Origin of the sequence: Metabacillus endolithicus, from assembly GCF_023078335.1 — a bacterium.
Classification (GTDB): domain Bacteria; phylum Bacillota; class Bacilli; order Bacillales; family Bacillaceae; genus Metabacillus; species Metabacillus endolithicus.
Genome location: NZ_CP095550.1, coordinates 2,294,949 through 2,321,617 on the forward strand (window position 1 = coordinate 2,294,949; position 26,669 = coordinate 2,321,617).

The window sequence follows — 26,669 nt, forward strand, 5'->3', positions numbered from 1 at the left end:
ATCATTATACTTTGATTCTGTGGTGCTGACAAGATGTAATTTATTTGGTTTGCCCGGAGCAAATAAAAGTTTCGAAAGCTGCTTTTCTTTTATGTCCCCGATTCTTTCTCGTACTAAACCTTTTTGATCAATTCATTATGCGTTATAATAGAAGAATTAGGTTTATTTCAATCATTTATCTGTTTAATGTAGTGCAGCTGTGCTTGGGCGCAGTTCTGCTTTAAATGAAAGGAGTCCTCTCTATGCTTGGTCGGGAACTTAGTAAAGAATTTGTACTTGGTGCCGGTGAACAGATTAAACAGTTGCTTTCTCCTCAGGATGAGCATGATCGTAATGTCGTGAAAAAAGGACTCATTTTATATCGTCAAGGTAGTATTTATAATGTGAGCACAACAAGTCACACTGTTTCTGCAAAAGTCCAGGATGTCACGAGTGTGCAGGTTGAGCTTGATTTGGATGATTTTGTGATGAGCACTTGTACGTGTCCGGCTCCATCAATATGTCGGCACCGTATTGCAGCCTTTCTATATGTATATGCAAGTGTTGACCGAGTCGGTACATTCGTTGATCTTTGGAAAGAAGAAAAACCGATCGAAGACGTGTTAAAGCATGTACAGAAGGCAAGCTCACTTTTAAAGCCTGAAAAGGAGTACGAAGATTCCTCCCTTGCAAGCTGGATTGCGTTTTTTGATCGTGAGTTTGACAGCTGGTCTGCACAGCTTTCTTCACCAAATCAGCTTTTTCAGAGTCTTTTTCATCATTATTATTCGGCACTGAAAAAGAAGGCGCCTAAGTCTCCTGAGATGAAACAGTTTTTTATCGTTCAGGCATCTGTTACGGTTTTTATAAAAATCTTGCAGCTAATTAATGAGACGAAGCCAACGGACTATATGTTACAACATATTATTTACCCTTATATTGATCAGCTTTCAGATAATGTGGCGATCGCGATTTCTGAGATGAAACGCTATGCCTTACCGTTTGCCCTTGATCCGCTGTTAGTGGACAGTGTTGAGCGCTTCCGTGAGCTGTTGTTTACGAGCAAGCAATATCAATACGAGCGCTCGAATTTGTATCAACTGCTATGGATTGAACTTTTGCGTCGCGATAAGTTTATTAATATCGAACGAGAATGGCTTGAGGAGCATCTTGAAGATGAAAAAAATCACGAGCCTTCGTTTGCGGTGGAAATGGAAACAGCACTCATGCATATGGATTTTCTACAATCACGAGATGAGAACATTTTTGAAACGATGAAAAAGCTTTCACCTTCTGCACTTCCTTTTACCTTTCATTGGGTTGAGGACATCATGAAAAAGAAAAATTGGAAGCGCATGTCTGGGTGGATGTCTTATATGATGGACAATTCAACAGAATACATAAACAGTGATCTTCCTTTTGAGGAAAAACGACAAGTTATCCGTTATATGATGCAGCTTATTAAGCAATATTCAAAAGCTACAAATGATGAAAAGCTGTTTGAACGGGCGTGCCGTAATATGCTTCCGTTAAGTTATGCGGAATATCATGATTTTCTTTTAGATAAAGAGCAGTATCGTACGTGGATCGAACTGCAGACCTTGTTAGGTTTTTCTATAGAAGAAATGGATACTTATGTGTTAAGAGATATTGAAAAAAGTGAGCCGGGTGTCCTTTTGCCTCTTTATGTTAAAACGGTTAAGCATGAAATCAGTATGAAGACCCGTGAAAATTATAAAATGGCTGTGCGCTATTTAAAGAGAATGAAGTCTCAGTACAAAAAGTTGAAGCGCGAAGAAGTTTGGGAAAATTATATTCTGCAGCTATCGGATGAACACAAACGACTACGTGCATTTCAGGAAGAATTGAAGAAAGGGAAGCTGATACATGATTAATACGATCAATATTGTACTGCATGCAGAGCAAATTGAGAACAATTCGTTTTATGTATATTGTACATCTGCGCACGACGAGCCCGCTTACAGTTGAAGAGTTTTCCCGCTACCTTTTCACCTGGCACGAGTCTTCGTTTTTCGGAACAAAATTAGAGGACATTAGCTATATCGGCTTACCTGCTGTTCAGCTCTCCGCGTGGATGATGGTCGAGCTGCTCGGAAAAGAAACGTACAATTCACTTGCGACCATTTCGTTGTCAGAAGATGCTGAGCGCCTTGCCCATGTGGCCCATACGATTTATGACATCATCTCAAATGGTGAATATGTGCCTGATTTTGAAGGCTGGAAGCAAGGTGTCACACGCTTCAAAGATGCCAGAAATGAACTTGAAGGCTTTGCGTTAGATTGGTTTTCTGCAGCTATAACTGATTTGATTGAAAATGACCTGATTCTTCATGATGCATGGGCAGATATTGTGAACGCCTATCCTGTTTTAACAACGTTTCAAGGACATTTTATTGATGAAACAGATTTTCTTGAAAAAATCGGGTGGCATCACGATGATACCCCATTTACAGTTGGTCTTCGCCTGAACGAACCAGAAACAGATACCGATGATTGGCAGCTTGAAATTCTTTTGCGTAGTAAAACGGATGAAGATGATTTGATTCATTTTCAAGGAGAGCTGCCGAGAAAGTGGAAGCCTTTCATAAGCAAAATCGAACGTGAGCAGGAGCGCTTTTCAGAGGTTGTGCCTTGGTTGAGCTTTCAAACCGGAACAACCTATGTAACCGAGGATGAGGCATGGTTGTTTTTAACCGATGCGAGTGAGACGCTTATCAATATGGGCGTGGAGATTTTACTTCCTTCATGGTGGCAGGTTGTGAAGGATTCACAGCTTATGCTCAAGGCGAAGGTGTCATCATCCCCTCGTGGACAGTCGTTTGTTGGTATGAACTCGCTGATTGATTTTAACTGGCGCTTTTCTACGAATGGCGTGGAGATGAGTGAAGAGGAATTTCACCAGCTTGTTTCCCAGCAGCGCCGACTTGTAAACTTTAGAGGGCAGTGGATTAAGCTTGATCCTGCCTTCATTAAACAAGTTCAATCGATTTTGAAAAAAGCCGATCGAGATGGCTTGCATTTGTCTGATATTCTTCATCAGGAGTTGAACGCAAGAGATCTTGAAGAAGATAGTGATGAAATCGTGGATGCGCGTGCGTTTGCTAATATTCAAATCGAATTGAATCAGCAGATGAGAGGCTTGCTTCGGAAGCTAACGGATACGGAGGAGCTGCCGTCACATACGATTCCTGAGGAGTTTCAAGGAACACTTCGTCCTTATCAGCAAAATGGTGTGGATTGGCTGTTGTTTTTACGTAGTGTTGGCTTTGGTGCTTGTCTTGCAGATGATATGGGGCTTGGAAAAACAATTCAGATGATTGCTTATTTTTCTTATGTAAAAGCTATGGAAAAGCCTGAGCATCCTGCGCTCATCATTGCGCCAACCTCAGTGCTTGGTAACTGGCAGAAGGAATTTGAAAAGTTTGCTCCACATTTGAATGTGAAGCTTCATTATGGCCCGAACCGCCCTAAAGAAGAGGGATTTTCTCCTTCGTTGCAGGCTATGACATAATCATTACTTCGTACGGATTATCACATGCTGATTTTGAGGAAGTTTCAGCTGTTAAATGGAGCACAATTTGCTTAGATGAAGCGCAGAATATTAAAAATGCCCATACAAAGCAATCGAGGGCAATCCGTAAGCTACGCGGGCAGCATCATATTGCCTTAACAGGAACACCGATGGAAAACCGCTTAACAGAGCTTTGGTCGATTTATGATTTCTTAAATCACGGCTACTTAGGCAGCTTGCATAGCTTTCATAAACGCTATGTTCTCCCGATTGAAAAAGATCGTGATGTGGAGCAAATTGAACAGCTGCAGCGTTATATTAAGCCGTTTTTATTAAGACGTACAAAACGAGATGAACAGGTTGCCTTGAATTTACCTGAGAAGCAGGAGCAGAAGGAATATATTCCTCTTTCTATTGAGCAGGCATCGTTGTATGAGCAGCTTGTGAAAGATACGTTCGAGCAAGTGAATTCATTGGCTGGTATGCAGCGTAAGGCGTTAATTTTAAAAATGCTTGGAAAGCTAAAGCAAATTTGTAATCACCCTGCTCTGTATTTGAAGGAACAGCAGCCGAAGCAGTTAGTTTCTCGTTCACATAAGATTGAAAAGCTTTTAGAGCTGACCACCTCTATCCGCGAGCAGCAGGAAAGCTGTTTGATTTTCACGCAATATATTGGCATGGGTGACATGATGAAAAAGATGCTCGAAAAAGAATTCGGTGAAAAAGTGTTGTTTTTGAACGGAAGTGTCATGAAATCAGAGCGTGACCGAATGGTTGAATCTTTTCAAAACAAGGAATTTCCGTTTTTAATTCTTTCATTGAAGGCCGGTGGAACGGGACTAAACTTAACTGCCGCCAACCATGTGATTCACTATGATCGCTGGTGGAATCCTGCGGTTGAAAATCAGGCAACAGACCGCGCCTACCGAATTGGTCAGGACCGCTTTGTTCATGTTCATAAACTCATTACGACCGGAACAATTGAAGAAAAAATAGATGAGATGCTAGAGAAAAAGCAATCTTTAAATGATGAAATTATTCAGAGTGAAAACTGGATAACAGAGCTTTCTTCTGATGAGCTTGAAGAGCTCTTTACGTTATCGATGAGCTAGGAAGGGGTTTTTCTGATGGCAACAAAGCTAAAAAGCAAGAAGAAAAATGAAGAAAAAAAGGCCCCACAGTGGCAAAAGCTTGTAACATTAATTGAAAAGAAGGTTTCGAAGTAGAGCGACAGTTTTTTAGCTGTCGTTTTTTTGTTTTTAAAGTTCGAGCTGCTTTTCAATGTAGTTTAGCTTTGTGTCGTGGATGCCTGTTTTGCCACTGAGGTATTCAATGTTTGTGTTAAATTGATGTAATTTTTTATGAGTTGCTCTAAGGTCCTCTTCGCATTTATTGAGGTGGCTTATGGATTCTTTTGCGAAGTTATTATGGTGTTCTTCTAGTGTAGCTTGTCTCTCTTTTAAATCTCTGGCTTCATTTGTTAGGTGGTTTAGTTTTTCATCGATTGCATTTAACCTTTTATCGATTTGTTCCATAAACTTTTTAAGTTGCTCTTCCATCTTTTTCACCTCCTCTTACCCTATTATATATAAAAATTGGATGATTGCTAAGCAATCATCCAATTTTTTACATATCCATTTCAACCGCATTATCGATAACCTCTTGTGGAACCTTCACTTCTTCAATTGTATTAAAATCGCTGTATTGCCCTTTCATGTTTTGCTTTATTTTCAGGGTTTCACCTTCAGCAGTAATTTCCATATCCATTAGTACATTTAAGCTAGTTGGATAGTATGTTTCTTTATCAATAAGTATTTCATACGTTACTTTATTGATTTTCATGTTATTAAACATGTCTTCACCTGCCGATAATTCTTGTGGAAATGTTTCTTTAACTGTTTCTTTTATGAAATCTGTAAATTTATCACCAGAAGCATTTAATTTAAGAATATAATTTTGCTCATCTTGCTCAAAAGTGAAATCATCAACAAACTGTTGAAGTTTTTTAATTTCTTCTGCTGGGTTTGTTTGTTGATTCGATAGCTGAATAAGCTGATCAGACATTTCCTTCGGGAATTTCATCCACTGGTTTGCAGCTGGATCTAATATATAAATTCCATCGGCAGAGATATAACTTTCAGTTGATAATGCATCTTCCGCTCCAATATCATTCATTTTCATATCCATCTTTTGATATAAAGTCATTGGCTCTGTCACGACCTTCATATCAATTACAGATTCCATATTAATGACTTCTGTTTGTCCTGGGACAGTCATTTCTTGCGTCATATCCATTTGAACGGCAAAGCTCTTCATTTCTTCCGAAGCTTCCATTGAGTTTGTCATAACCTGTTCGAGGGTTAGCTCTGATGTATTTTCTTTTTTATTTTCTTCTGTCTTTGAACTTTCATTAACTGTTGTTGCAGTCTGATTACATGCTGCAAGCATAAACACTAACATGGTTGAAAACAGTACTGATAACTTTTTTTTCAATTGGCACACTCCTTTTCCCTTTTGTATGTAATACGTGTGAGTTTCCCAGTAAGTTTCATATTTTACCAGAAATTCCAAACCAGTTGTAATGATACTCGATATAAAAAGGGAATTCACGCTACAAAATAACTAGTTTTATATAAAGGTAGAAACTCCTAGAAAAATTCCACAGCACGATATGTAAAAAATAGGCTGATCACCTCACAGCAATCAGCCTTCAAAATGTGGAATTAAGGGGATACCATTGATTCTTTCTCATGAAGGAAACGAGGGAAAATTAAGCTTCCTGCTCAACTAGTTCACGTGGCTTGCCACTCATAAAGCGAACCGAGTCAGCAACAACTTCTGTAACATATACACGAGTTTTTTCAGCATTTTCATAGCTGCGTGTTTGGAGGCGACCTGTGACTCCTACGATTGAACCTTTGCGGCAGTAGTTAGCCGTATTCTCAGCAGTTCGTCTCCACACCGTACAATTTACAAAATCTGTTTCAATTTCTCCAGCTGCATTTCGGAAACTACGGCTAACCGCAAGTGTGATGTTAGCCACCGGTGCTCCATCTGCTGTGTACCGAATTTCGGGATCTTTTGTTAATCTTCCAACCAAAATGATTTGATTGATCACTTCATTCCTCCTTTCCTCTTTTGTACAAGCTTATTGTATTCGATTGTTCAGAATTGGAAAAATGAGTAAATTTGGTTTTTTAAATGTCATTGTGCTATGAAACTATCTTTTTCTTATAAGGAAATTAGTTTTTTAAATTGGTTTTATCTCGATACAACAATATTCAACAATTTTCTAGTTTTTTTAGTACAGTTGGTCTGTGAGTCGTTGTAGGGAATTTGTTACATATGAAAAATGGTTTTCGCCAGTGAAGCTTACACTTTGAAGAATGTGTTGAAAGGATTGAGATTGAATGATTTCTTCGTGAAGAGGTGCGTCAATATAATGTTTTTCATTCTCATTCCAGGTAAAATACTGAATGGATAAGTCATTACTTTCTAATCGAAAAATAATGCGTAGAATGCTGTTCAAATTTTGCTCTAAATACCGAATATCAACTGTGGCGTGAACAGGAACCCGAAAATGATGATAGTTTGTTGTACCTATTTCTTGATCTCCTACTCTTAGTATTACTAAGTTACCATCAACATTTTCTCTAACTCTTTGTGAATCTTTTTCTAAGTAAATTGATTTCAGCCTAAATTCGACCATTTCATGACCTCTCTTCAATTAATATCACTGTAAGTATATTCCAATTCACCTTATTTCAAAATTTAACTATTTTTCATTTTTCGCTAAATTTGACGAAATATCGGGAAAAAGATAGATTCATCTCTTTCTTTCGTTGTATTTTACGTATTCTCTTAAATTAGGTCGAATTATCTATTTTTGTACAGTATTAGAACATCAATTAATATGTTCTGTATTAGAACATATCTTGTCCCTATTCTCCTTTACGATAACAGTAAGCTTGAAGAAGGGAAATGTTGGTTACATGAGAGAATTAGAGAAATTTCAAATGAATCTAAGATTTTATCGTGAACAAAATGGTTGGTCACAGGAGCAGTTGGCCGAAAAAATCAGCGTATCCCGACCAGTTATTACCCGCCTTGAAACAGGTGAGCAAGCTCCTGATCTATCTTATTTAATATCACTTAGCAATGCGTTTCAAGTGAGCATTGATCATCTGCTTGGACGCGATGAACAAACAAATGAATATCTTTATGAAATGTATGGAAAATATCAAGCTGAAGGCTCCGTCTCTCAGTTGATTGATTATTTAATAAAAAATCCTAAGTTCACGCAAAGTCTGCAAGAGCTTTTATTAGTAAAAACGAAGGATCGAAAAGAAATTGAAGCCATCATTATGACCGTCATTGAACGGGTATCAAATGTATCAAAATAGACCATCGTTTGGCTCATTCTTTAGTTTGTGATCTCTATGGTATACTAAAAGAAAACGAGCTAGCGAGGATGATATCATGAAAACGTTCAAGCTTGTCGGTCTACAAATTGAAGATACAGCAGCAATTGAAAGCAGCATAATTCCTTTGAAGGATGGTCTTGTAATTAACAAAGAAGATGGCGAAAACTCGTGGTTAATTGAAGCTTTAATTTCAAAAGAATGGTTACCTTTTTTTAATGAGCACGTAGCTCAACCAGACACACAACTGAAGGTGCTTGTTACAATCTCAAAACCAACCAATACACCTGCGCAAATATCTGCCAGTGTGAAGAACGTCACAGAATTGGATGAATCTATTTCTGTTTTGTTGGATGGACGATTGTTGGCGAGGTCGGTTTAGGACGGAGTTTGTGGTGCCTGTCACTTCCCGAAGTTTGTGGTTTTAGGTGCCTGTCACTTCCCGAATTTTTTCGAATGGCTGCACATGGTTGTGCGGCTTTTTTTGTTTTTTGAGAGTATATTTTCATATAAAAAGCCCAGAACCACACTAGGTTCTGAAATTTGAAGTTTCTTAAAATATCTTCTTACGATCTCTTTCGTCTTTTAGAATTTCAACCGCTTCTCTAAAACGTTGCGAGTGGACAATTTCGCGTTCACGTAGGAAGGCTAAACTGTCATTTAAATCAGGGTCATCAGACATGTTAATAATCCACTGGTATGTAGCACGTGCTTTTTCTTCTGCAGCGATGTCTTCGTATAGGTCGGCGATTGGATCGCCTTTTGCTTGGATGTAAGTTGCCGTGAATGGTGCACCTGCTGCGTTGTGATAGAAAAGTGCTGAGTCGTGATTCACGTAATGAGGGTCAAGGCCCGCTGCTTTTAGCTGTTCTGGTGTAGCGTCTTTTGTGAGCTTGTAAATCATTGTTGCGATCATTTCAAGGTGGGCAAATTCCTCTGTGCCGATATCGTTTAATAGGCCTACAACTTTATCTGGAATCGTATACCGTTGATTTAAATAGCGAAGTGCAGCCGCGAGCTCCCCGTCGGCACCTCCGTATTGTTCAATCAGATATTTTGCAAGTGTCGGGTTACATGTGCTTACCTTTACAGGATATTGAAGTTTTTTTTCATAAACCCACATGCTGTGATTCTCCTCTCCTGTTTATGTCGATTTTTGTCTAATCGAAGATAAATCTCCAGAATCGTAGATAAATCTCTAATAATCGAAGATAAACCCCTGATAATCGCAGATAAAACCTCTAAAATTGAAGATAAACCTCTGAATGTAAGAAAACCCCTACTTATTTAGCGATATACCGTTTAAATTAATAGCGAATCCCTGTAACTTTTCGGAACAACCTCTTAAACTTATAGCAAATCTCTGCTACATTGCTGTTGAGCCTCTAATTTGGTGAGGGCGATATGACTTCACTAGTAAGATTTCCCTCCACTACACCTGCCAAGGCCATGGAGCAGTTCCCCAGCTCCAATTTGCATCGGCAAAGCTGCCACCGTATTGGGTGAGCATGCCGAACTTGGCCTCAAAGTTTTGTCTTAACTGCTTGGAATAGGCAGCGTATTGGTTAAATTGTTGCAGGGCTTGCATGTCATTTGGATGTGTATCTAAGTATAGAGTTAGCTCGACAAGTACAAAGTCTACAGCTTGAAGCTCCTCTAGCAGCTTGTAGTACTCATCTGGTAATTGCTTGTAACTCATGGATTTGGACCTCCTTTTGCCTCATATGGATTTACGTAATCATCATACAATGCAGGCCAAAGTGTTCCCTTTTTCAGTGCAACTCTTGGGGGAAACTGTTGTAGGTTTGGTGGTTGAAAACCCATATATAAATGAGGAGGTGTTGAATAAAATTTCACACCAATTGGACGACAAGGATCAAAACGACTATGGAACGGATGATAGGTTTTCATATACGTAAGATGCTGTTGGTATGGAGCATTCATGTCTTTCATCTCTAACACACCTCTTTTTTCCTATGGAACCATCATTCCATATTAATCTAGAAAACTCTATTCATTTCATCCTATTCGGTTGGAGATACTAATTATGATTACTATTTTTAAACAATTAAAAAAGGCCAACATCATTGTGTTAGCCCTTTACATATTATTGATTTTCGTCTTCGTTATTGTTGCCTTCTTCCATCATATCATTAGCTTCGTCGGTACCTTCTTCTAACATGTTCTCGCCTTCGTTAGCGCCTTCTTCCATCATGTCGCCGCCTTCTTCAAGGCCTTCTTCTACGTTTTCACCTGCATCTTCAAGTGGTTGCTCTGTATCCATTTCACCATTTTCTTCTGTTGGTGTATTTTCTGGTGGTGCTGGATCTTCGTCATCTGCAGTACAACCTGTTACGATCATTGCTGCTAATAAAGAACCTGATAAAGTTAATAGCCATTTTTTTCTCATCATAATTGCTCCTTTCTATTTTGACCTTTTAGCTTTTGAATCCGGTCTTTGATTATGTTTCCCATTTCGTTTATTTTCATTCTTACGTTTCATGAAAATTGATCGGCCGATATGCTTTATATAGACAAGTTTCTAGCGAATGAAACCTTCCCAATGCAAAAAGAGCCAAACGACCTATCTGGTCATTTGACTCTTATGACTTCTTACTCTTCTGATTTTTTCTCACCTAAAGCAAACATAATTTCTGTTTCACATGCTACTTCGCCGTCAACTGTTGCGATAGCCTTTCCTTTTCCAAGTGAACCACGTAAACGGGTGATCTCAACTTCAAGTCTGAGTTGATCACCAGGTACAACTTGCTTTTTAAAACGGCAGTTATCAATACCAGCAAAAAACGCTAGTCTACCGCGGTTTTCTTCCTTTTTCAAAATTGCCACTGCACCAACTTGTGCGAGTGCTTCTACAATTAATACGCCGGGCATGACCGGGTAATCTGGGAAATGACCGTTAAAAAATTCTTCATTCGCTGATACGTTTTTGATTCCAACTGCACGTGTTCCTTCTTCGACCTCGAGCACGCGGTCCACAAGTAAAAATGGGTAACGGTGTGGAATGATGCTCTTGATTTCATTACTATCTAGCATATGTATAAGCTCCTTTTTAAGAAAATCATCACTATGTATATGTACGACAAAAGGAAGGCTTTCACCTTCCTTTTATCAAGTATATCCCGAGCTTTATTCTTTTTCAACCAAGTCAATGATGTGCTGCCAAGTGGACTTTTCAAGGGCATCCTTTGGTTCGCCACTACCAATGACTCCGTAGCCGACAATAAGTCCAGCGATTGTGCTTACAACCATAAGAATTAAAACAAGCAGAACCCTCACCCAAATAGGGAGTAATCGAACTCGAACAATCACCTTTTGGCGACCTTCTTCATGAATCTCTTGTTCTTTTTTAGACTTTTTAGCCTTCTTCACTTCTTCTCGACTGATCGGTTTCGTCGTTTCTTTAGCTACCAATAGACTAAACTCCTATCTTACGCCGTTTATTAATCCCAGCATTTGGTCACCAAGTGTAACCGATTTTGCATTCATCTGATAAGAACGCTGTGAGATTAATAAATCGGTCATTTCCTTGGATAAGTCAACATTGGACATTTCAAGTGCCCCTTGCTCCATTGCAACATCGCCGCGAAGATCACCTTCTAGAAATGTTAATACTTCATTTAATGGAATATCACCTAAATCTTTTAATCCATAACGGTTGTTTCCGTTTTGAATTAACATTTGCGGACGATCTACTTGGACAACACCGAGCTGAAATTCTTGTGGTGCTTCTGTTTGGTCATTTTGAACGGTAGAAATCGTCCCGTCATTAGAAATAACGATTTTTTGGAAATCATCATTAAAACGAATCTGATTTTGATTTTCATCAAGAACAGGACTTCCATCAGAAGCTGTTAACAATAATTGATTTGTTCCATCATTTGTTGGTGATAAGTATAATGCACCATCTCTTGTATAATTAATCTCCCCGTTTACGTCAATTTGTAGAAATTGATTTGGAAGAGTAAAGGCAATATCAAGCTCTCTGCTCGTTTGCTTAATGTTTCCTTGTGTAAAAACAAGGCTGCTGTTAAGCATAGCTCCTGTTCCCTGTCTAATTCCTAATTCTCTGCCAAAACGTTGCTCTGCAATTTCCTCAGCAGCGTTTGGCTGGTTATTGAATTGTTGACGTACCAGCTCAGAGAAAGAAGTTTCTGTTCTTTTATAGCTTTGTGTATCAATATTCGCCATGTTGTGCCCGATTTGATCAAGCTGCTTTTGAAGCTGATTCATCGTATTCGTCGCTGTTATCATTGAGCGTAGCATTTACTAGTACCCCCTATTATATGCGGCCAATTTCGTTCGCAGCCTTGTCCATACTTTTATCATAAGCTTGTAATACCTTTTGATTCGCTTCAAACGAACGGTACGCTGTCATCATATCTGTATAAGTACGTCCAACATCTACTGTTGAAGTTTCTAAATAATTTTGTCTTAGATTATATTGAATGTTATCGTTGTTTACAGCAGTTGGCAGTTCTTCATTATTGAAGGTACGGAATAAACCATTACCTTCTTTTACAAGGTTACGAACATCCGCTTCAAAACGAACATCAATTTGTGCTACGAATTCTCCATCCGCAATTACTTCACCATCAGGCGTTACTTGGAATTCGCTAGATTGAATGGAGATTGGCTGGCCTGTTGTAGATAGTACTGGATTTCCTCCAGAAGTCAGGATTCCGTTATTATCTAGTGTAAAGTGACCGTTACGAGTATAGCGCTCTTCACCTGCTTGATTTTGAACGGCAAAAAACAAAGCGCCTTTCACATTCGTTTCTGCATTTAATGGTATGATTTCCTCTAAAAGCGCTACATCCGTGTACAAACCAGTTTCTTTAAGACCGCCTTGCGAAAAAGTACTTTGTAATTCTTGAACGTAAGCACCTGTGTTAATCGAACCAATCGGTGTGATTTGACCAAAGCTTGAACCGTTTGTTGTTGGTACTGATTTATTTTCCATTCTATTTAAAAGCATTTCAGGAAATGCGCGGACACTTGCTTGATCCGCTTTATAACCAGCTGTATTGGCATTTGCCATATTATTTGAAAGCATTTCAGTACGTCTTTGCTGCGCAAGCATTCCTGCTGTTGCTGTATATAAACCTCTTAACATCTGTACACCCACCTTAGTCACATAGTTGTTACCGTACAAATGAATTCTTTTCGACAGAATTCCCTATCATTTATTATAAAGGACATTGGCAGTTTTCTCATTACATTTTTTCATAAATTACCTGTTATATTTTAGGGGAAAATAATGATAGGAACCCACTCCTATATCTTTTTACCGGACAAGCCCTTATACTTAAGAAAAATCTGAAAAAGGCAAACTTGTTGAAAAACAAGGACGCAAAGCTATGGGCCTACCCAATGTTCAACATTGCAAGGCTGCCAAGCTGCCAGGCTCCTTTTTGAGCCATGGGGGCTATTGAAAAGGAGAGGCTAATGATGAAAATGAAGGTTGTAGTTCTGACATTACTATTCTTACTAGGATCTCAACTAGGAGGTCTAGCTTTGAATCATAAAGCACAAGCTGAGGGTGTGTCACCTGGCTATTCAACATGGCTCTGGGATACGAGTAAAATTGTAAATGGCCGTGAAGCGACATTACAGTTTTTAGAAGCAAAGCAAGTATCACACGTGTTTTTGCAGATTGACCGTAGTATTGATGTTACCTATTATCACACTTTTATTAGAGAAGCTGCGAAGCTAGGTATGGATGTTTACGCGTTAGATGGTGCACCTAACTGGGGTGCTAACAATAAAGCATTTTTGAACTTTATAAATTGGGTCAGTGGTTATCAAAATGGCGCTGCTGCTGGTGAAAAGTTCGCCGGAATTCACCTTGATATTGAGCCTTATTTAACAGAGCAATGGACAACAAACTATGGTGCTGCTGTTCTTAAATACCAAGGAGCAATTTTAGCTGCCGCTAATACTGCATCAGCACTAGACATTAGTCTTGCCGTCGATATTCCGTTTTGGTTTGATGAAATGAACTTCCGTAATAAGCACGGAAAAGGAAACCTAGCCGAATGGGCGATGAAAAATACAGACGAAGTGACCATCATGGCCTACCGCGACAAAGCCGTTGGCCCGAATGGCATTATTGAATTAGTGAAATATGAAATGAATTTGGCTGCGTCGCTAAATAAAGATGTGACAATCGCAGTTGAGACGATGAATCTTGGTAGTAGTGACGGATTTTTAACGTTCTTTGAAGAAGGTCAAGCAGAAATGAATAATCAGCTGGGGCTTGTTTTAGAGCAATATCAGGGTTATTCAAGTTTTGGTGGGTTCGCTGTGCATCATGTTGGTAGTTGGATGGAGTTGGAATAGAGGATTAGGATTGGAGTTGGGTTTGGGCGTGAATTTACTTGGTGAATTCATGCTTTTTTTATGGAGTTTTATAATGGGGGCGTGGATTTTTGGGGTGGGCTTTATTAATAGGTATGATTAAGACTAATTTGCTCATATTTTGCTCTTGGTTTGGTCTTCATGACCGCGATGAGACCATCTTCCTCTTGTTTTGCTCTTGGATTGGTCTTCATGGACGCGATGATGACGTTCTTCCTCTTGTTTTACTCTTGGATTGGTCTTCATGGACGCGATGATGACCATCTTCCTCTTGTTTTACTCTTGGTTTGGTCTTCATGGCCGCGATGATGACCATCTTCCTCTTGTTCTACTCTTGGATTGGTCTTAATGGCAACGATGATAACCATCTTCCTCTTGTTCTACTCTTGGTTTGGTCTTCATGGCAACGATGATGACTATCTTCCTCTTGTCTTACTCTTGGTTTGGTCTTCATGACCAAAATGATGACCCTCTTTCTCTATTTCCACTCCCTGATTGGTCTTCATAACTTGGATGAAAACCATCTTCTTCTTTTTTAGCTCTTGGATTGGTCTTCATAACTAATGAACGACACTACACTCACCCCCGCTCCTAACCAATCATCATCCCCCAATATAAATATTTCCACCCAACCTACCCCAGCAAAAAAGCCTCATAAGACTAACAATATAAACAAGACAAAAAAAGAGCCTGTACACACAGGCTCAAAAGCTTAGTTATCCGAATTTTTTGCGTGGAAGTTTGTCCATGTTGTCAAGCATAATTCCTGTTCCGATTGCAACACAATCCATTGGTGATTCCGCAACTAGTACAGGTACTTTTAGTTCTTCTGCTAGTAGCTGATCAAGACCGTTTAGAAGGGCTCCGCCACCTGTTAAGATCACGCCGCGGTCGATAATGTCGGCTGATAGTTCTGGAGGAGTACGTTCTAATACACTCTTAGCAGCTTGTACAATCGCAGCAACTGGTTCACGAAGTGCTGATTCTACTTCGGTTGAATTGACTGTAATTGTGCGAGGTAAACCTGTCACCATATCACGTCCACGAATGTTAATTTCTTCATAACGTGCGCCTGGGAATACCGTTGCAACATTGATTTTAATTTCTTCGGCTGTACGTTCACCGATTAGAAGCTTGTACTCTCTTTTAATATATTGCAGGATTTCATTATCAAACTTGTCCCCTGCCATTTTAATAGAAGAGGCGGTGACAATATCGCCCATTGATAACACAGCGACATCAGTTGTACCACCGCCTATATCTACTACCATGTTTCCGTAAGGTTGGAAGATGTCCATACCGGCACCAATGGCCGCTACTTTTGGTTCTTCCTCAAGGAATACATTTTTTCCACCGCTTTTTTCAGCAGCTTCTTTAATGGCTTTTTGCTCAACAGATGTAATATTCGTTGGGCAGCAAATTAACATGCGTGGCTTTGAAAATAATCCTTTTACATTTAACTTATTGATAAAATGCTTTAACATTGCTTCTGTTACTTCAAAATCTGCGATGACGCCATCTTTTAATGGGCGAATGGCAACAATATTCCCAGGAGTACGTCCTACCATACGTCTTGCTTCTTCACCAACGGCAAGAACCTTTCCGGAATTCTTGTCTAACGCAACAACGGAAGGTTCATTCAGAACAATTCCTTTACCCTTAACATGAATCAGTACATTTGCCGTACCAAGATCTATACCAATATCCCTCGCGAACATTCTATCTATATCCTCCTTGCAAATCTCATTCCCGTGATTAGTTTAACCTAATTAAATATTGTATCATAAAATCGCAAAAATAGTATGATTTTGTAAAATAATTTCAAGTATTTATGTAGGAATATGTCGATTATGAAAGATGTAGATAGAATGTGCTTATTTCACTGGTTCTTCTTCTAAAATCTCGTCCTTCTTGTACTTAAGCTTCGTTGCCTCTCCACCACGCAAATGTCTAATTGATTTATGGTAATCAAGTATCTCCTTTACCTCATTCGCAAGATCAGGGTTAATTTCAGGTAACCTTTCTGTTAAATCCTTATGGACGGTACTTTTGGAAACTCCAAACTCCTTCGCAATAACGCGAACTGTTTTCTTTGTCTCCACGATATACTTCCCAATCTTGATTGTGCGTTCTTTGATGTAATCGTGCACACCACTCTACCTCCCTAATATGGATGTTAGAAGTGTGAAATGAGACTCGCATACAAAAGTCACTTTGGCTGAATTTCTCTTAGATGATCGTATGATGTCTCTATTACAGCGATTATAAATTACACTCACGATCCCTCACCTCAAACACTCTCTTTGAATAGGTTTGTAAACATTTTATTAGCTTGGATTAAGATATATGCAAGAAAACTCAAGTGGGACAAGGGATTCTTTAAATTTTTTTCAAAAACACCCGTTTAGGACAGGAAATCTGAGGGTTTGGAGGTTGTTTTTTTAATCTGATCTTTTTCCGAGGTGAAAGGAAATAGTGGCTGGGTGAATTATTTCCCGAGAAATTTGTCGATGTTTGAGAGTAAGCGCGAGGTATAAGAAAAACACACTCTAATAGTGTATTAGGGAAGTCAGTGGATTATTTCTATTTTTGGAGATTTTTTTGTTTGATGGATGAAAGATTGGTAGTGCGTAGCGGTGGTGCTTTTGATACCTTTTAGGGGCCCTGTTACATTATTGTTTATGTGACTACCCCTCTATATCATATATCACTCTATCACTGCTCTATAGCTCTTGAGTGGTGCCTAGCAGCATCATGCGATCACAAGATGTGCAAATGTGGAACACTATTGTGAAACAAGAAATTTCGGGGAGTGACAGGCACCAAAAAACCCGAACCAACTTCTGATTCGGGCGTGTGAAACACTATGTGAAACAAGAAAACTCGGGAAGTGACAGGCACCACCAAAACTCCGCAGAGCCGGTACCTCTCTAGTCCATCCAGACCTCCCCATCTTTGTACGTCATCTGCTCAGGGTAGCGTAGGTTGAGTACTTCTTCTTGTGCTTTGATGGATGGTGCTTTGGTTGAGAGTGATACGATTACGTTTGTTAGGATGGCTGCTGTGGCGCCGAAGATTCCTGCGCCGGTGTCGATGATGCCTGCGATGGTGAAGCCACCGTATTTGCTGGCAAAGATGTAGATGAGTGTGACGGCAAGACCGACAACCATTCCTGAGATGACACCTGGTGTGTTAGAGCGTTTCCACCATACTCCAATTAAGAGAGCTGGGAAGAAGGTTCCTGATGCGAGAGCGAAGGCCCAAGCAACAATTTGCGTGATAGCTCCTGGTGGGTTTAAGGCGATAATACCAGCGAATAAAGTTGCAATAACAATGGACCAACGTGCAACTGCTAAACGGTTCTTTTCTGATGCGTTTGGCTTCATGACACGATAGTAAATGTCGTGTGCAAACGAAGACGAGATTGCAATCATCAGTCCACCAGCTGTTGAAAGAGCAGCTGCCATAGCGCCGGCTGCGACTAAGCCGATAACGAACATTCCTAGGTTCGCAATTTCCGGTGTTGCCATAACGACAATATCATTTGAAATGATCAGTTCATTCCATTGAAGAATACCATCTCCGTTGCCATCTGCAAGCTGGAGCTTTCCAGTATTAACCCATGATGTTGTCCATGCCGGTAATTCAGATAGCTTTTGTCCTGCTACTTGTGTCATTAAAATAAAGCGGGAAAATGCTGCGTATGCCGGAGCAGATAAATATAAAAGTCCGATAAACAAAATTGCCCATGCTCCTGACCATCTCGCTGCTTTCATTGTTGAAACGGTATAGAATCGAACGATTACGTGTGGAAGACCAGCTGTTCCTGCCATTAATGTGAACATAAGGGCTAAGAACTGCCACTTCGTACCGTTTGTAAATGGCGCAAAATATTCAGAGATACCTAGTTGACGATCTAGCTCACCCATTTCCTCTACAATTTTCCCGTAGGATAACCATGGTGCTGGGTTTCCTGTGATTTGTAAAGACATGAAAATAACCGGGATCAAGTACGCAATAATTAAAATGATATACTGTGCCACTTGAGTCCAAGTGATTCCTTTCATCCCTCCAAAGGCAGCGTAGAAGGCAATAAGAACAACCCCAATCATCGTTCCTATTTTTGCATCGATTTCAAAAAGTCGCCCGATCACGACCCCTGAACCGGAAAGCTGACCGATTGAGTACGTGAAGCTGATGATGATCGTACAAATGGCGGCAATAACACGTGCGGTGTGGGAATTGTATCGGTCACCAATGAACTCTGGTACCGTGTATCGACCGTATTTTCTTAGCTGTGGTGCTAATAAGAATGTAAGAAGCAAATAGCCCCTGTCCACCCCATAATATATGCCAATCCATCATAGCCAAGTAACATAATTGTACCGGCAAGCCCGATGAAGGATGCAGCACTCATCCAGTCGGCACCGATGGCCATTCCGTTAAAAATCGGTGGGACTCCGCGGCCTGCTACATAGAAGTCAGATGTTTGCTTTGCTGTGTTGTAAACAGCAATTCCGATATATAAAGCGAATGTTAATAGAATAATTGTGAGAGATACTAAAAATTGAGCGTCCAACTTATTTCCCCCTTTGTGAATGAGCACTCCCCTTGCTGCTCATTTCCCAGTGCATAATTTATATGATCCCCTTTTATAAATGTTTGTTTTTAATGATCTAACGTTTTACCAGCACTAAGCTGTTCATTTTTACTTTCGTCAATCCCATATTTTCGATCGATTGAGTCACTAACCTTTGCGTTAATAAACAATAAAAGAATAAAGACGACAACTGCCCCTTGAGCACCCATAAAATAGTGGAACGGGAAGCCGTTAATGGTGAATCCACTAAAGAACTCAGCAAATAACACAACACCAAACGAGGAAAGTGCCCCGATGATTAAATAAATCACAATATTTCTTGTGCGCTCCTTGAAATAAGCATCAGCTACTTTTTTATCAATCTTTTTCATGCAGCCACCTCCGATTAAGATAAGCTAAAAATAAATTTGATTGTGTCTAAAAACGATGCAGGTACAAGTGCAATTTGAACAATGAAGTAGAGTAGTAGTGTTAAGACCGGGATGAGTAAAAACTGAGGTTTTCGTTTTCGTAAACATAAGAACAAACTAAATCCAGTTAAGGCAAGAATAAATAGTAATGTGAACACTATAAGCAACCCTCCTATTTGTAAGCGTTATCATTCAACAGTTATTATTATGAATGTTTTCATACTGACCGGTCAATACAAAATAAGGAAATTGAGATATCTTTCTCTCGACATTTTTCGTAATTTTTAGAATTTTTAAATGAACACTGTGAAATAATGGTTTCAAATTACCTATAAAATTTGTTACCTTTAAAGTATGAAAAAAATCATGATTACTATTTGTTTTGCCGTGTATATAGGAATCCTATTTTATCTTCTATTTTTTTCCGCTTATCGAAAATCGGTTGAAGGGGCCGTATCTTATAACTTCATTCCTTTTCAAACAATTGGGCAGTATTTTTATTCTTTTGACGGACTAGCTTTGACAGATCAGTTTATAGGAAACATGCTGGCTTTTGCTCCGTTTGGCTTTTTGTTGCCTATCATTTTCGTCATGACTTTTACAAGAGTATTGGGGTATTCTTTCTTACTTTCTTTGTCTGTGGAGTTAGCTCAGTTCTTCTTTCGGGTTGGGGCGTTTGATGTGGATGATCTTATTTTAAATGTTGCAGGTGGAGGCATTGGTTTTTTAGGATATATCGTAATAAAAAAATCGAGGTTGATCTCTAGTTAATTTTGAGTTCAACCCCGTATAGACGGCTATCCTTATGAATTTAATGTGCTATTTGAAGCTTCAGGTTGAGTTGATTCCTCGCTACCTTCAGTTTCTCCTTTTTCAGCGTCTTTTTTATCTGATTCTGGAGCTTTTTCTTCTTCAGACTTTTCATCGTCTTTTGCTGGTGTTTCTTCACCTTCACCTGCTGGAGCTTCTTCGCTAGCTTCTTCTTCAGTTGCTGGCGCTTCTTCACTCACTTCTTCTTCTGTTGCAGGTTCTTCAGTTGTTTCTTCTTCAACAGCTTCTACAGACGTTACCGGCTTGTCCATATAAGTTAGAGGGTTAACAGCTTTTCCAGCTTTACGAACCTCGAAGTGTACGTGGTTGCCATCTTCTTCATTGTAAAGATTTGTACCAGACTTACCAAGTAGTTCGTTTTGCTCGACTTTATCACCAGCTTGAACACTTACTTCTGCTAATGATTGATAAACTGTTACCACATCGTTTTCATGCTCAATTTCTACTACATAACCTAGAATTGGATCTTTTTCAGCTTTTGTTACTGTACCACTTAGTGATGCAACAACATCAAATTGCTTTTGATCTTCTCTTGCTAGGTCGATTCCTTTGTTCATTCTATACGTATTGTTATAGAATACAAGAGCTGCTTCTTGATCTTCTGTTGAAGCATTTTCATCATAAAACTTTTTCACAACTGTTACAGCATCTGGATCAATTGCTGGCATTGCAAAGTTTTCTTTTGTTGCGTTAACTTCAACTGCCTCAGGCTGATTGTCTGTTAATGCAAGATCTTCTGTATTGTTGCCATTTAAATCTTCTGCTACATCATTGCTGATGCTTTGATACCATAATACTGCCGTAAGGATAACTGCTGCACTCATTAGGTAAATTGCCGGAAATACCCAACGTTTTCTGAAAAATTGTTGAACTTTGTTTTGAGAAGTACGTTTCTTTTCTTCCTCTCTCATTCTATCATCACCTCAGAAATCAGTTTGAACAGATTTTCTGAATTATATACACATCTTCAAAAAAATTTTTTTAAACTTTAGTATGTGTCTTGTTTATAATTATATGTATGGAATGTGAAAGTTTTTTAACTAAAGGAGTTTATGTATATGAAGAAAGTCATCTTCACCCTGTTACCTCTACTATATATGGCGCTGATCTGGACGCTCTCAAGCTTCCCAGCGGATGCTATTGTGAACACACCATTTTCGTTTGATACGCTTTTAAAAGAATCGTTGCATCTTATTGAATTTGCCATTCTCTATTGGTTAATTGCCTTTGCGTTCATGGCTCATGGACGTTGGACAGAGCGTACGAGCTGGATTGCAGCCGCTATTGCTATTTTATACGGCTAACAGATGAGATTCATCAGTCGTTTGTTCCAGCAAGGTCAGCTACTGTGATTGATTTTGTGAAGGATACAATTGGAGTGCTAGTTTCCTATTATATTGCGAAGAGAAAGTTTTTTAAAAAGTAAAAAGGAGCAGAATCTGCTCCTTTATTGTTTTGCTGTATATTTATTTAAGAAAGGCTCGGCTTCCGATACCTTTGTTCCATTATAATAATAAGCAACAATATCTTGATATGTTTTTCCTGATTCAGCCATAAAGTTTGCTCCGTATTGACTCATACCAACACCGTGACCATAGCCTTTCGTTTCGATTACAACGGAGTCGCCTTTAATTTCCCATGTAAAGTCTGCTGATTTTAATTCCAGCTTATCCCTCACATCTGTACCGGTAAATTCTTTCCCATCTATCTCAACTTTAGCTACGCGTTTCCCAGGTGTTAGCTCGGTAACTTTCCCAATTGTTCCGCTTGATGTATTAAGATTTACCCCTAATAGTTTTTCAAACTGAGATATTGCAATGATTTTTTTCTCATAAAACTTCGGTGATTTTTCATCCCATGTGCTTTCTACACTTTTTAAATAAGGAATCGGCTCCTGCCAAACGGCTTCAGAGTTTTCCGTGTATCCATTACTAGTGGAGAAAAAGCTGGCATCAATCGGCTGATTATCATATGTAAGAATTTGACCTTGAGTTGCTGCTACAGCCTCTGTTATTTTTTCCATTTTTCGTGCGTAATCATCTCCCCAAGCTGCTTTTAGCTCTTCGGGGGTCTTATATACCTGATGCATGACCGTATCTGTTACAACAGCATTCCCTTCTGGAACACCTAATTTTTTGCCACTCATCAATTGCTTTGTAATATATGTTCTTGCGGCAAGTGCTTGTGCCTTTAATGCCTCTTTTTCAAATTCAGCTGGCATCTCAGAAGCCACAACACCTATCACATACTCCTCTAACGGAACGTTTTCCACGACCTTCGCTTGACTTCTATATACTGGCACATCCAACGGTGATTCACCTAAAACGGGAACTTCGCTTTTGCTAACCGTTATTTCCTCACCTAATTTGCCTTTTGATTGCTCCATAAACGGTGTAACGAGAAGAGTTGGAATCAGAAGAATAATGAAAAATAACCCTCCAAGTGCAAAGAGAACTGGTTTAACTTGTTTCATGTTTACCTCCAATAAATAGGTTGAGTAGAATGTCTATAGTTCATCTTATGGTCGTGGACAAGCAATTATGACTGGAAAAAGTGGGGACAGCTTTAATATTTTGTAGGGGTGGACAAGGGTTGGAGGGGATTGAGACAGAAGCTTCCTTACAATACCTGTTCTTGTCTTGATTGGCGCTGGATCGAGACAGGATTTAATCTTCTTTACCTTTTCTTGTCCCGATTGGCACTGAATCGAGACAGGTTCTACTCTCCTTCATCTACTCTTGTCTCGATTGGCGCTGGATCGAGACAGGTTCTACTCTCCTTCACCTACTCTTGTCCCGATTGACGCTGGATCGAGACAGGATCTTCTCTCCTTCACCTTTTCTTGTCTCAATTGGCGCTGGATCGAGACAGGATCTTCTCTCCTTCACCTTTTCTTGTCTCGATTGGCGCTGGATCGAGACAGGATCTTCTCTCCTTCACCTACTCTTGTCTCAATTGGAGCTGGATCGAGACAGGATTTAATCTTCTTCACCTTTTCTTGTCTCGATTGGCGCTGAATCGAGACAGGATTTAATCTTCTTCACCTTTTCTTGTCCCGATTGGCTCTGGATCGAGACAGGATTTAATCTTCTTCACCTTTTCTTGTCTCGATTGGCGCTGGATCGAGACAGGATCTTCTCTCCTTCATCTTTTCTTGTCTCGATTGGCGCTGGATCGAGACAGGATCTACTCCCCTTCACCTTTTCTTGTCTCGATTGGCGCTGGATCGAGACAGGATCTTCTCTCCTTCAACTTTTCTTGTCTCGATTGGCGCTGGATCGAGACAAGATCTTCTCTCCTTCACCTACTCTTGTCCCGATTGGCGCTGGATCGAGACAGGATCTTCTCTCCTTCACCTACTCTTGTCCCGATTGGCCCTGGATCGAGACAGGTTCTTCTCTCCTTCACCTACTCTTGTCTTGATTGGCGCTGGATCGAGACAGGATCTTCTCTCCTTCACCTACTCTTGTCTTGATTGGCGCTGGATCGAGACAGGTTCTTCTCTCCTTCACCTACTCTTGTCTTGATTGGCGCTGGATCGAGACAGGTTCTTCTCTCCTTCACCTACTCTTGTCCCGATTGGCGCTGGATCGAGACAGGATCTTCTCTCCTTCACCTACTCTTGTCCCGATTGGCGCTGGATCGAGACAGGTTCTTCTCTCCTTCACCTACTCGTCTCGATTGGCGTTGGATTGAGACAGGATCTTCTCTCCTTCACCTTTTCTTGTCCCGATTGGCACTGAATCGAGACAGGTTCTTCTCTCCTTCATCTACTCTTGTCTCGATTGGCGCTGGATCGAGACAGGTTCTTCTCTCCTTCACCTACTCTTGTCCCGATTGGCGCTGAATCGAGACAGGATCTTCTCTCCTTCACCTTTTCTTGTCTCGATTGGCGCTGGATCGAGACAGGATCTTCTCTCCTTCACCTTTTCATGTCTCGATTGGATCTGTATCGGGACACGCTCTCTACTCCTTCACATATCCTCGTCTCGATTCTCTCTTGATCGAAACATAATCACCACTCCTGCACCTAATCTTATCCCAATTCCCACTGCATCGAACCACAATACAGCCTCCTACCCCAATCCTTGTCCCAATCATCAACCCACCAAATTAAAACCTATCTCCCAAAACCACTTGTAATCCTATAAAATCTCTTTCACTTACTTTTCACCAAAGTTTTATAAAATTGCACGTATAATCTTCAACAAATAAAGGTATTCTAGTAAAGTCGTAAAAAGAATTAATTTCTTTACATATTTGTGAATGTTATGCGTACTTATAAAAATAAAAGGAGCAGGGCGCCATTGCTGACTCCTGCTCCTTTTATGAAGGCATATTAATCTGATGATACAGCTGCTTGCTGATCAGATTTTGTTGTGATTTCTTCTTTTACACGTTCGATATCTGCGCCGATTGATGCAAGCTTTTCGTGGAAGTTTACATAGCCACGATCTAGGTGTTTTAGTTCAGTGACACGTGTATGGCCTTCTGCACATAATCCAGCTAGAATTAGTGCCGCACCAGCACGTAGGTCAGTTGCTGCTACCTCTGCACCTTGTAGCTTTACAGGTCCATTGATGATAACAGAACGTCCCTCTATTTTGATATCTCCATTCATACGACGGAATTCTTCCACGTGCATGAAGCGATTTTCGAAAACTGTTTCTGTGATCATGCTAGTTCCGTTTGCGCATAGTAACAATGCCATCATTTGCGATTGCATATCTGTTGGGAAACCTGGGTGTGGCATTGTTTTTAAGTCTACAGATTTTAATTTCTCAGGTCCGATGACACGTAAACCTTCTTGTTCTTCAACAATTTTAACGCCCATCTCTTCCATTTTTGCAACAAGAGATGTTAAATGCTCTGGAATTGCTCCTTTTACAAGAACGTCTCCGCCTGTGATTGCTGCAGCTACCATAAACGTACCTGCTTCAATACGGTCAGGAATGATTGAGTGGTTAATACCTTTTAGAGTTTCCACACCTTCAATACGGATTGTTCCTGTACCGGCGCCGCGGATTTTACCACCCATAGCATTGATATAGTTCGCTAAGTCAACGATTTCAGGTTCTTTTGCTACGTTTTCTAGTACCGTTGTTCCCTCTGCTAAAGCAGCTGCCATGATGATGTTTTCTGTTGCACCAACACTTGGGAAATCAAGGTAAACTTTAGCACCTTTTAGTCTTCCATTTACTTCTGCTTCAATAAAGCCGTTACCAACTTTAATCGAAGCTCCCATTGCTTCAAAGCCTTTTAGATGCTGATCAATTGGACGTGAGCCAATTGCGCAGCCGCCAGGTAATGCAACACGTGCATGACCATTACGTGCTAGAAGTGCTCCCATGACAAGTACAGAGGCACGCATCTTTCTTACATATTCAAATGGTGCTTCCGTTGATAGCTCTTTTGATGCATCTACAATCACTTGATTATTTTCAAAATGGACATCTGCGCCTAAATGGCGAAGAACTTCATTAATTGTATACACATCGGAGAGCGTAGGCACATTACTTATGATACTTTTATCTTCACTTGCTAATAATGATGCAGCGATAACTGGTAGAACGGCATTTTTTGCTCCTTCAACTTGCACAGTACCGTTTAACCTACGACCGCCGCGGACGATGATTTTTTCCAAAGTATTCCCCTCCGCGTCCCAATTTCTCTATATTAATATTCAGACGTAATGATTGGTGTTCCTATAACGACCGTAGTTTTACCGCCCAATCCGTCAGTTCTTAATGCAATTTGTATGTTCATGTTGTTTTCATCTGTTGGAATGTAATCTTCCCATATAGGGGTTTTAGCCGATACCGAGAGAAAATCTGGTTCCTGCAGTTGTTCTACCGGTTTCGCCTCAAATTCTTTTAACAAGTTTTTTGATTTTTGATTCAAAACACCTTCCATATTATCATTAATGATTCCTGCCATACAAGCAAAAATTGTAGGTTTTTCATGAAAGATGTCGAAAGCATTTGTTTGGAAGTAGTCGTTGATGTTGTTCCAATTTTTTTGTGAGTTTACACCCTTAACCTCATAAAGGATATACGATTGTGATTGATTGTTTGTGAGGGTGTTTAAAATCTGAAGCTTTTCTGTCACATTTTTCTCTCTATTGTTAAAAACACCAATCGCTTTATAAACGTTATCGTCCTCTGAGAACGTCCAATTAAATTGACGGTATTGGTCTGTCATTTGTTTCACTTCATCGATTGATTGATTGCTGACAACCTGTTTAGCATATAAAGACCATTCTTTGATGTCAATATCTTGATGTTCCATACCTTTAGCAATTTGAAGTAATTTCGATTGACGTTCAGTTGCTCCAATGTGATTTGCCAAGAAACTAAAAAGTATTGACAACATTAAAACCATAATTCCTATCCCTTTATATCTCATACACGGCCACTTCCTCTCCTTAGTAACATTGTTACCGGATAAAAAGTGTCCATACGTGGAAAAAGTCGTCAATAATAGACAATTCTGTCAAACGATCAATATGTACCTATTTC

At 39.8% G+C, this 26,669-nt stretch carries 27 protein-coding genes, 3 pseudogenes and 1 riboswitch; of the genes and pseudogenes, 8 read left to right on the forward strand and 22 right to left on the reverse strand.

The genetic code is table 11. The features are described 5' to 3' along the window. Window positions 1–242: 242 nt before the first annotated feature. Both MVE64_RS11880 and MVE64_RS11885 read left to right on the forward strand, forming a co-directional pair. Entirely contained in the window at window positions 243–1,874 is a 1,632-nt protein-coding gene (locus MVE64_RS11880; protein ID WP_247346614.1) for an SWIM zinc finger family protein, read from the forward strand. Further along, window positions 1,867–4,623: pseudogene (locus MVE64_RS11885) on the forward strand (DEAD/DEAH box helicase). The gene MVE64_RS11880 and the pseudogene MVE64_RS11885 overlap by 8 nt, the downstream one beginning before the upstream one ends. A 147-nt stretch (window positions 4,624–4,770) precedes the next feature. On the opposite strand, the gene MVE64_RS11890 reads toward MVE64_RS11885, so the two are convergent. The 4 genes from MVE64_RS11890 to MVE64_RS11905 form a co-directional block, all read right to left on the reverse strand. Next, entirely contained in the window at window positions 4,771–5,070 is a 300-nt protein-coding gene (locus MVE64_RS11890) for a hypothetical protein (RefSeq protein WP_247346616.1), read from the reverse strand. A 67-nt stretch (window positions 5,071–5,137) separates the two neighbouring features. Continuing rightward, a complete protein-coding gene (locus MVE64_RS11895) occupies window positions 5,138–6,004 on the reverse strand; it encodes a DUF6612 family protein (protein ID WP_345740807.1) in 867 nt (288 codons plus the stop codon). A gap of 277 nt (window positions 6,005–6,281) precedes the next feature. Next, window positions 6,282–6,629 carry a single-stranded DNA-binding protein gene (locus MVE64_RS11900; protein ID WP_247346620.1) on the reverse strand — a complete coding sequence of 116 codons (348 nt, stop codon included), beginning with the start codon at window positions 6,627–6,629 and terminating at the stop codon, window positions 6,282–6,284. Between the two features lie 183 nt (window positions 6,630–6,812). Then, entirely contained in the window at window positions 6,813–7,220 is a 408-nt protein-coding gene (locus MVE64_RS11905; RefSeq protein ID WP_247346622.1) for a hypothetical protein, read from the reverse strand. Between the two features lie 307 nt (window positions 7,221–7,527). Here MVE64_RS11905 and MVE64_RS11910 point away from each other — a divergent pair, with 307 nt between their 5' ends. Together MVE64_RS11910 and MVE64_RS11915 are read left to right on the forward strand one after the other, a co-directional pair. Further along, window positions 7,528–7,914 carry a helix-turn-helix domain-containing protein gene (locus MVE64_RS11910; protein ID WP_212135461.1) on the forward strand — a complete coding sequence of 129 codons (387 nt, stop codon included), beginning with the start codon at window positions 7,528–7,530 and terminating at the stop codon, window positions 7,912–7,914. Window positions 7,915–7,990: 76 nt separating this feature from the next. Beyond that, the gene (locus MVE64_RS11915; RefSeq protein WP_247346624.1) at window positions 7,991–8,314 is read left to right on the forward strand and encodes a YwpF family protein; all 324 of its coding nucleotides are present in this window, start codon (window positions 7,991–7,993) and stop codon (window positions 8,312–8,314) included. A gap of 171 nt (window positions 8,315–8,485) precedes the next feature. On the opposite strand, the gene cotJC is transcribed toward MVE64_RS11915, so the two are convergent. The 8 genes from cotJC to MVE64_RS11955 all read right to left on the reverse strand — a co-directional run bounded on the left by cotJC (window position 8,486) and on the right by MVE64_RS11955 (window position 13,066). Beyond that, a complete protein-coding gene (cotJC, locus tag MVE64_RS11920; RefSeq protein ID WP_098798617.1) occupies window positions 8,486–9,055 on the reverse strand; it encodes a spore coat protein CotJC in 570 nt (189 codons plus the stop codon). Window positions 9,056–9,364: 309 nt separating this feature from the next. Continuing rightward, window positions 9,365–9,631: a spore coat protein CotJB gene (locus MVE64_RS11925; RefSeq protein WP_247346626.1), complete on the reverse strand. Its 267-nt coding sequence runs from the start codon at window positions 9,629–9,631 to the stop codon at window positions 9,365–9,367. Beyond that, window positions 9,628–9,876 (reverse strand): spore coat associated protein CotJA, encoded by a 249-nt coding sequence (locus tag MVE64_RS11930; RefSeq protein ID WP_281730502.1) that lies wholly within the window; start codon window positions 9,874–9,876, stop codon window positions 9,628–9,630. The genes MVE64_RS11925 and MVE64_RS11930 overlap by 4 nt, the downstream gene beginning before the upstream one ends. A 163-nt stretch (window positions 9,877–10,039) precedes the next feature. Beyond that, the gene (locus MVE64_RS11935) at window positions 10,040–10,342 is read right to left on the reverse strand and encodes a hypothetical protein (RefSeq protein WP_247346630.1); all 303 of its coding nucleotides are present in this window, start codon (window positions 10,340–10,342) and stop codon (window positions 10,040–10,042) included. 203 nt (window positions 10,343–10,545) lie between these two features. Next, complete coding sequence (gene fabZ, locus MVE64_RS11940) at window positions 10,546–10,986, reverse strand: 3-hydroxyacyl-ACP dehydratase FabZ (protein ID WP_098798614.1); 441 nt, start codon at window positions 10,984–10,986, stop codon at window positions 10,546–10,548. Window positions 10,987–11,079: 93 nt separating this feature from the next. Continuing rightward, the gene (locus MVE64_RS11945) at window positions 11,080–11,364 is read right to left on the reverse strand and encodes a DNA-directed RNA polymerase subunit beta (protein ID WP_176551161.1); all 285 of its coding nucleotides are present in this window, start codon (window positions 11,362–11,364) and stop codon (window positions 11,080–11,082) included. 12 nt (window positions 11,365–11,376) lie between these two features. Next, on the reverse strand, window positions 11,377–12,216 hold the full coding sequence (locus tag MVE64_RS11950) for a flagellar hook-basal body protein (protein WP_247346631.1): 840 nt from the start codon (window positions 12,214–12,216) through the stop codon (window positions 11,377–11,379). A 16-nt stretch (window positions 12,217–12,232) separates the two neighbouring features. Continuing rightward, window positions 12,233–13,066, reverse strand: coding sequence for a flagellar hook-basal body protein (locus MVE64_RS11955; RefSeq protein ID WP_098798612.1), 834 nt, complete (start codon window positions 13,064–13,066; stop codon window positions 12,233–12,235). A 201-nt stretch (window positions 13,067–13,267) separates the two neighbouring features. After that, window positions 13,268–13,357: riboswitch (cyclic di-GMP riboswitch) on the forward strand. Between the two features lie 41 nt (window positions 13,358–13,398). On the opposite strand from MVE64_RS11955, the gene MVE64_RS11960 reads away from it, so the two are divergent. Next, window positions 13,399–14,292, forward strand: coding sequence for an amidase (locus MVE64_RS11960; RefSeq protein WP_247346632.1), 894 nt, complete (start codon window positions 13,399–13,401; stop codon window positions 14,290–14,292). Between the two features lie 260 nt (window positions 14,293–14,552). Here the strand turns inward: MVE64_RS11960 and MVE64_RS27410 are convergent, their stop codons facing one another. The 6 genes and pseudogenes from MVE64_RS27410 to MVE64_RS11985 all read right to left on the reverse strand — a co-directional run bounded on the left by MVE64_RS27410 (window position 14,553) and on the right by MVE64_RS11985 (window position 19,478). Then, entirely contained in the window at window positions 14,553–14,678 is a 126-nt protein-coding gene (locus MVE64_RS27410; protein WP_281730482.1) for a hypothetical protein, read from the reverse strand. 348 nt (window positions 14,679–15,026) lie between these two features. After that, window positions 15,027–16,028 carry a rod shape-determining protein gene (gene mreB / locus MVE64_RS11965; protein ID WP_121663848.1) on the reverse strand — a complete coding sequence of 334 codons (1,002 nt, stop codon included), beginning with the start codon at window positions 16,026–16,028 and terminating at the stop codon, window positions 15,027–15,029. A gap of 156 nt (window positions 16,029–16,184) precedes the next feature. After that, complete coding sequence (gene spoIIID, locus MVE64_RS11970; protein WP_026563140.1) at window positions 16,185–16,460, reverse strand: sporulation transcriptional regulator SpoIIID; 276 nt, start codon at window positions 16,458–16,460, stop codon at window positions 16,185–16,187. A gap of 780 nt (window positions 16,461–17,240) precedes the next feature. Further along, window positions 17,241–18,889: pseudogene (locus tag MVE64_RS11975) on the reverse strand (sodium:solute symporter family protein). An 89-nt stretch (window positions 18,890–18,978) separates the two neighbouring features. Beyond that, window positions 18,979–19,281 carry a DUF4212 domain-containing protein gene (locus tag MVE64_RS11980; protein ID WP_247346633.1) on the reverse strand — a complete coding sequence of 101 codons (303 nt, stop codon included), beginning with the start codon at window positions 19,279–19,281 and terminating at the stop codon, window positions 18,979–18,981. A 14-nt stretch (window positions 19,282–19,295) separates the two neighbouring features. After that, complete coding sequence (locus MVE64_RS11985) at window positions 19,296–19,478, reverse strand: hypothetical protein (RefSeq protein ID WP_247346634.1); 183 nt, start codon at window positions 19,476–19,478, stop codon at window positions 19,296–19,298. 208 nt (window positions 19,479–19,686) lie between these two features. On the opposite strand from MVE64_RS11985, the gene MVE64_RS11990 reads away from it, so the two are divergent. Next, a complete protein-coding gene (locus MVE64_RS11990; RefSeq protein ID WP_247346635.1) occupies window positions 19,687–20,091 on the forward strand; it encodes a VanZ family protein in 405 nt (134 codons plus the stop codon). Between the two features lie 32 nt (window positions 20,092–20,123). Here MVE64_RS11990 and spoIIQ read toward each other — a convergent pair whose 3' ends face one another. Continuing rightward, window positions 20,124–21,062 (reverse strand): stage II sporulation protein SpoIIQ, encoded by a 939-nt coding sequence (gene spoIIQ, locus MVE64_RS11995; RefSeq protein ID WP_247346636.1) that lies wholly within the window; start codon window positions 21,060–21,062, stop codon window positions 20,124–20,126. A gap of 186 nt (window positions 21,063–21,248) precedes the next feature. Here spoIIQ and MVE64_RS12000 point away from each other — a divergent pair. Continuing rightward, window positions 21,249–21,472 (forward strand): annotated as a pseudogene (locus MVE64_RS12000) (VanZ family protein); the annotation flags it as partial. After that, complete coding sequence (locus MVE64_RS28125) at window positions 21,464–21,577, forward strand: VanZ family protein (RefSeq protein WP_425594009.1); 114 nt, start codon at window positions 21,464–21,466, stop codon at window positions 21,575–21,577. The pseudogene MVE64_RS12000 and the gene MVE64_RS28125, both read left to right, overlap by 9 nt. A 21-nt stretch (window positions 21,578–21,598) precedes the next feature. Here the strand turns inward: MVE64_RS28125 and spoIID are convergent, their stop codons facing one another. The 3 genes from spoIID to MVE64_RS12020 form a co-directional block, all read right to left on the reverse strand. Continuing rightward, window positions 21,599–22,624 carry a stage II sporulation protein D gene (gene spoIID / locus MVE64_RS12010; protein WP_247346638.1) on the reverse strand — a complete coding sequence of 342 codons (1,026 nt, stop codon included), beginning with the start codon at window positions 22,622–22,624 and terminating at the stop codon, window positions 21,599–21,601. Window positions 22,625–24,490: 1,866 nt separating this feature from the next. After that, window positions 24,491–25,795: a UDP-N-acetylglucosamine 1-carboxyvinyltransferase gene (gene murA / locus MVE64_RS12015; RefSeq protein WP_247346639.1), complete on the reverse strand. Its 1,305-nt coding sequence runs from the start codon at window positions 25,793–25,795 to the stop codon at window positions 24,491–24,493. Between the two features lie 32 nt (window positions 25,796–25,827). Continuing rightward, on the reverse strand, window positions 25,828–26,556 hold the full coding sequence (locus tag MVE64_RS12020; RefSeq protein WP_247346640.1) for a YwmB family TATA-box binding protein: 729 nt from the start codon (window positions 26,554–26,556) through the stop codon (window positions 25,828–25,830). Window positions 26,557–26,669: the final 113 nt, after the last annotated feature.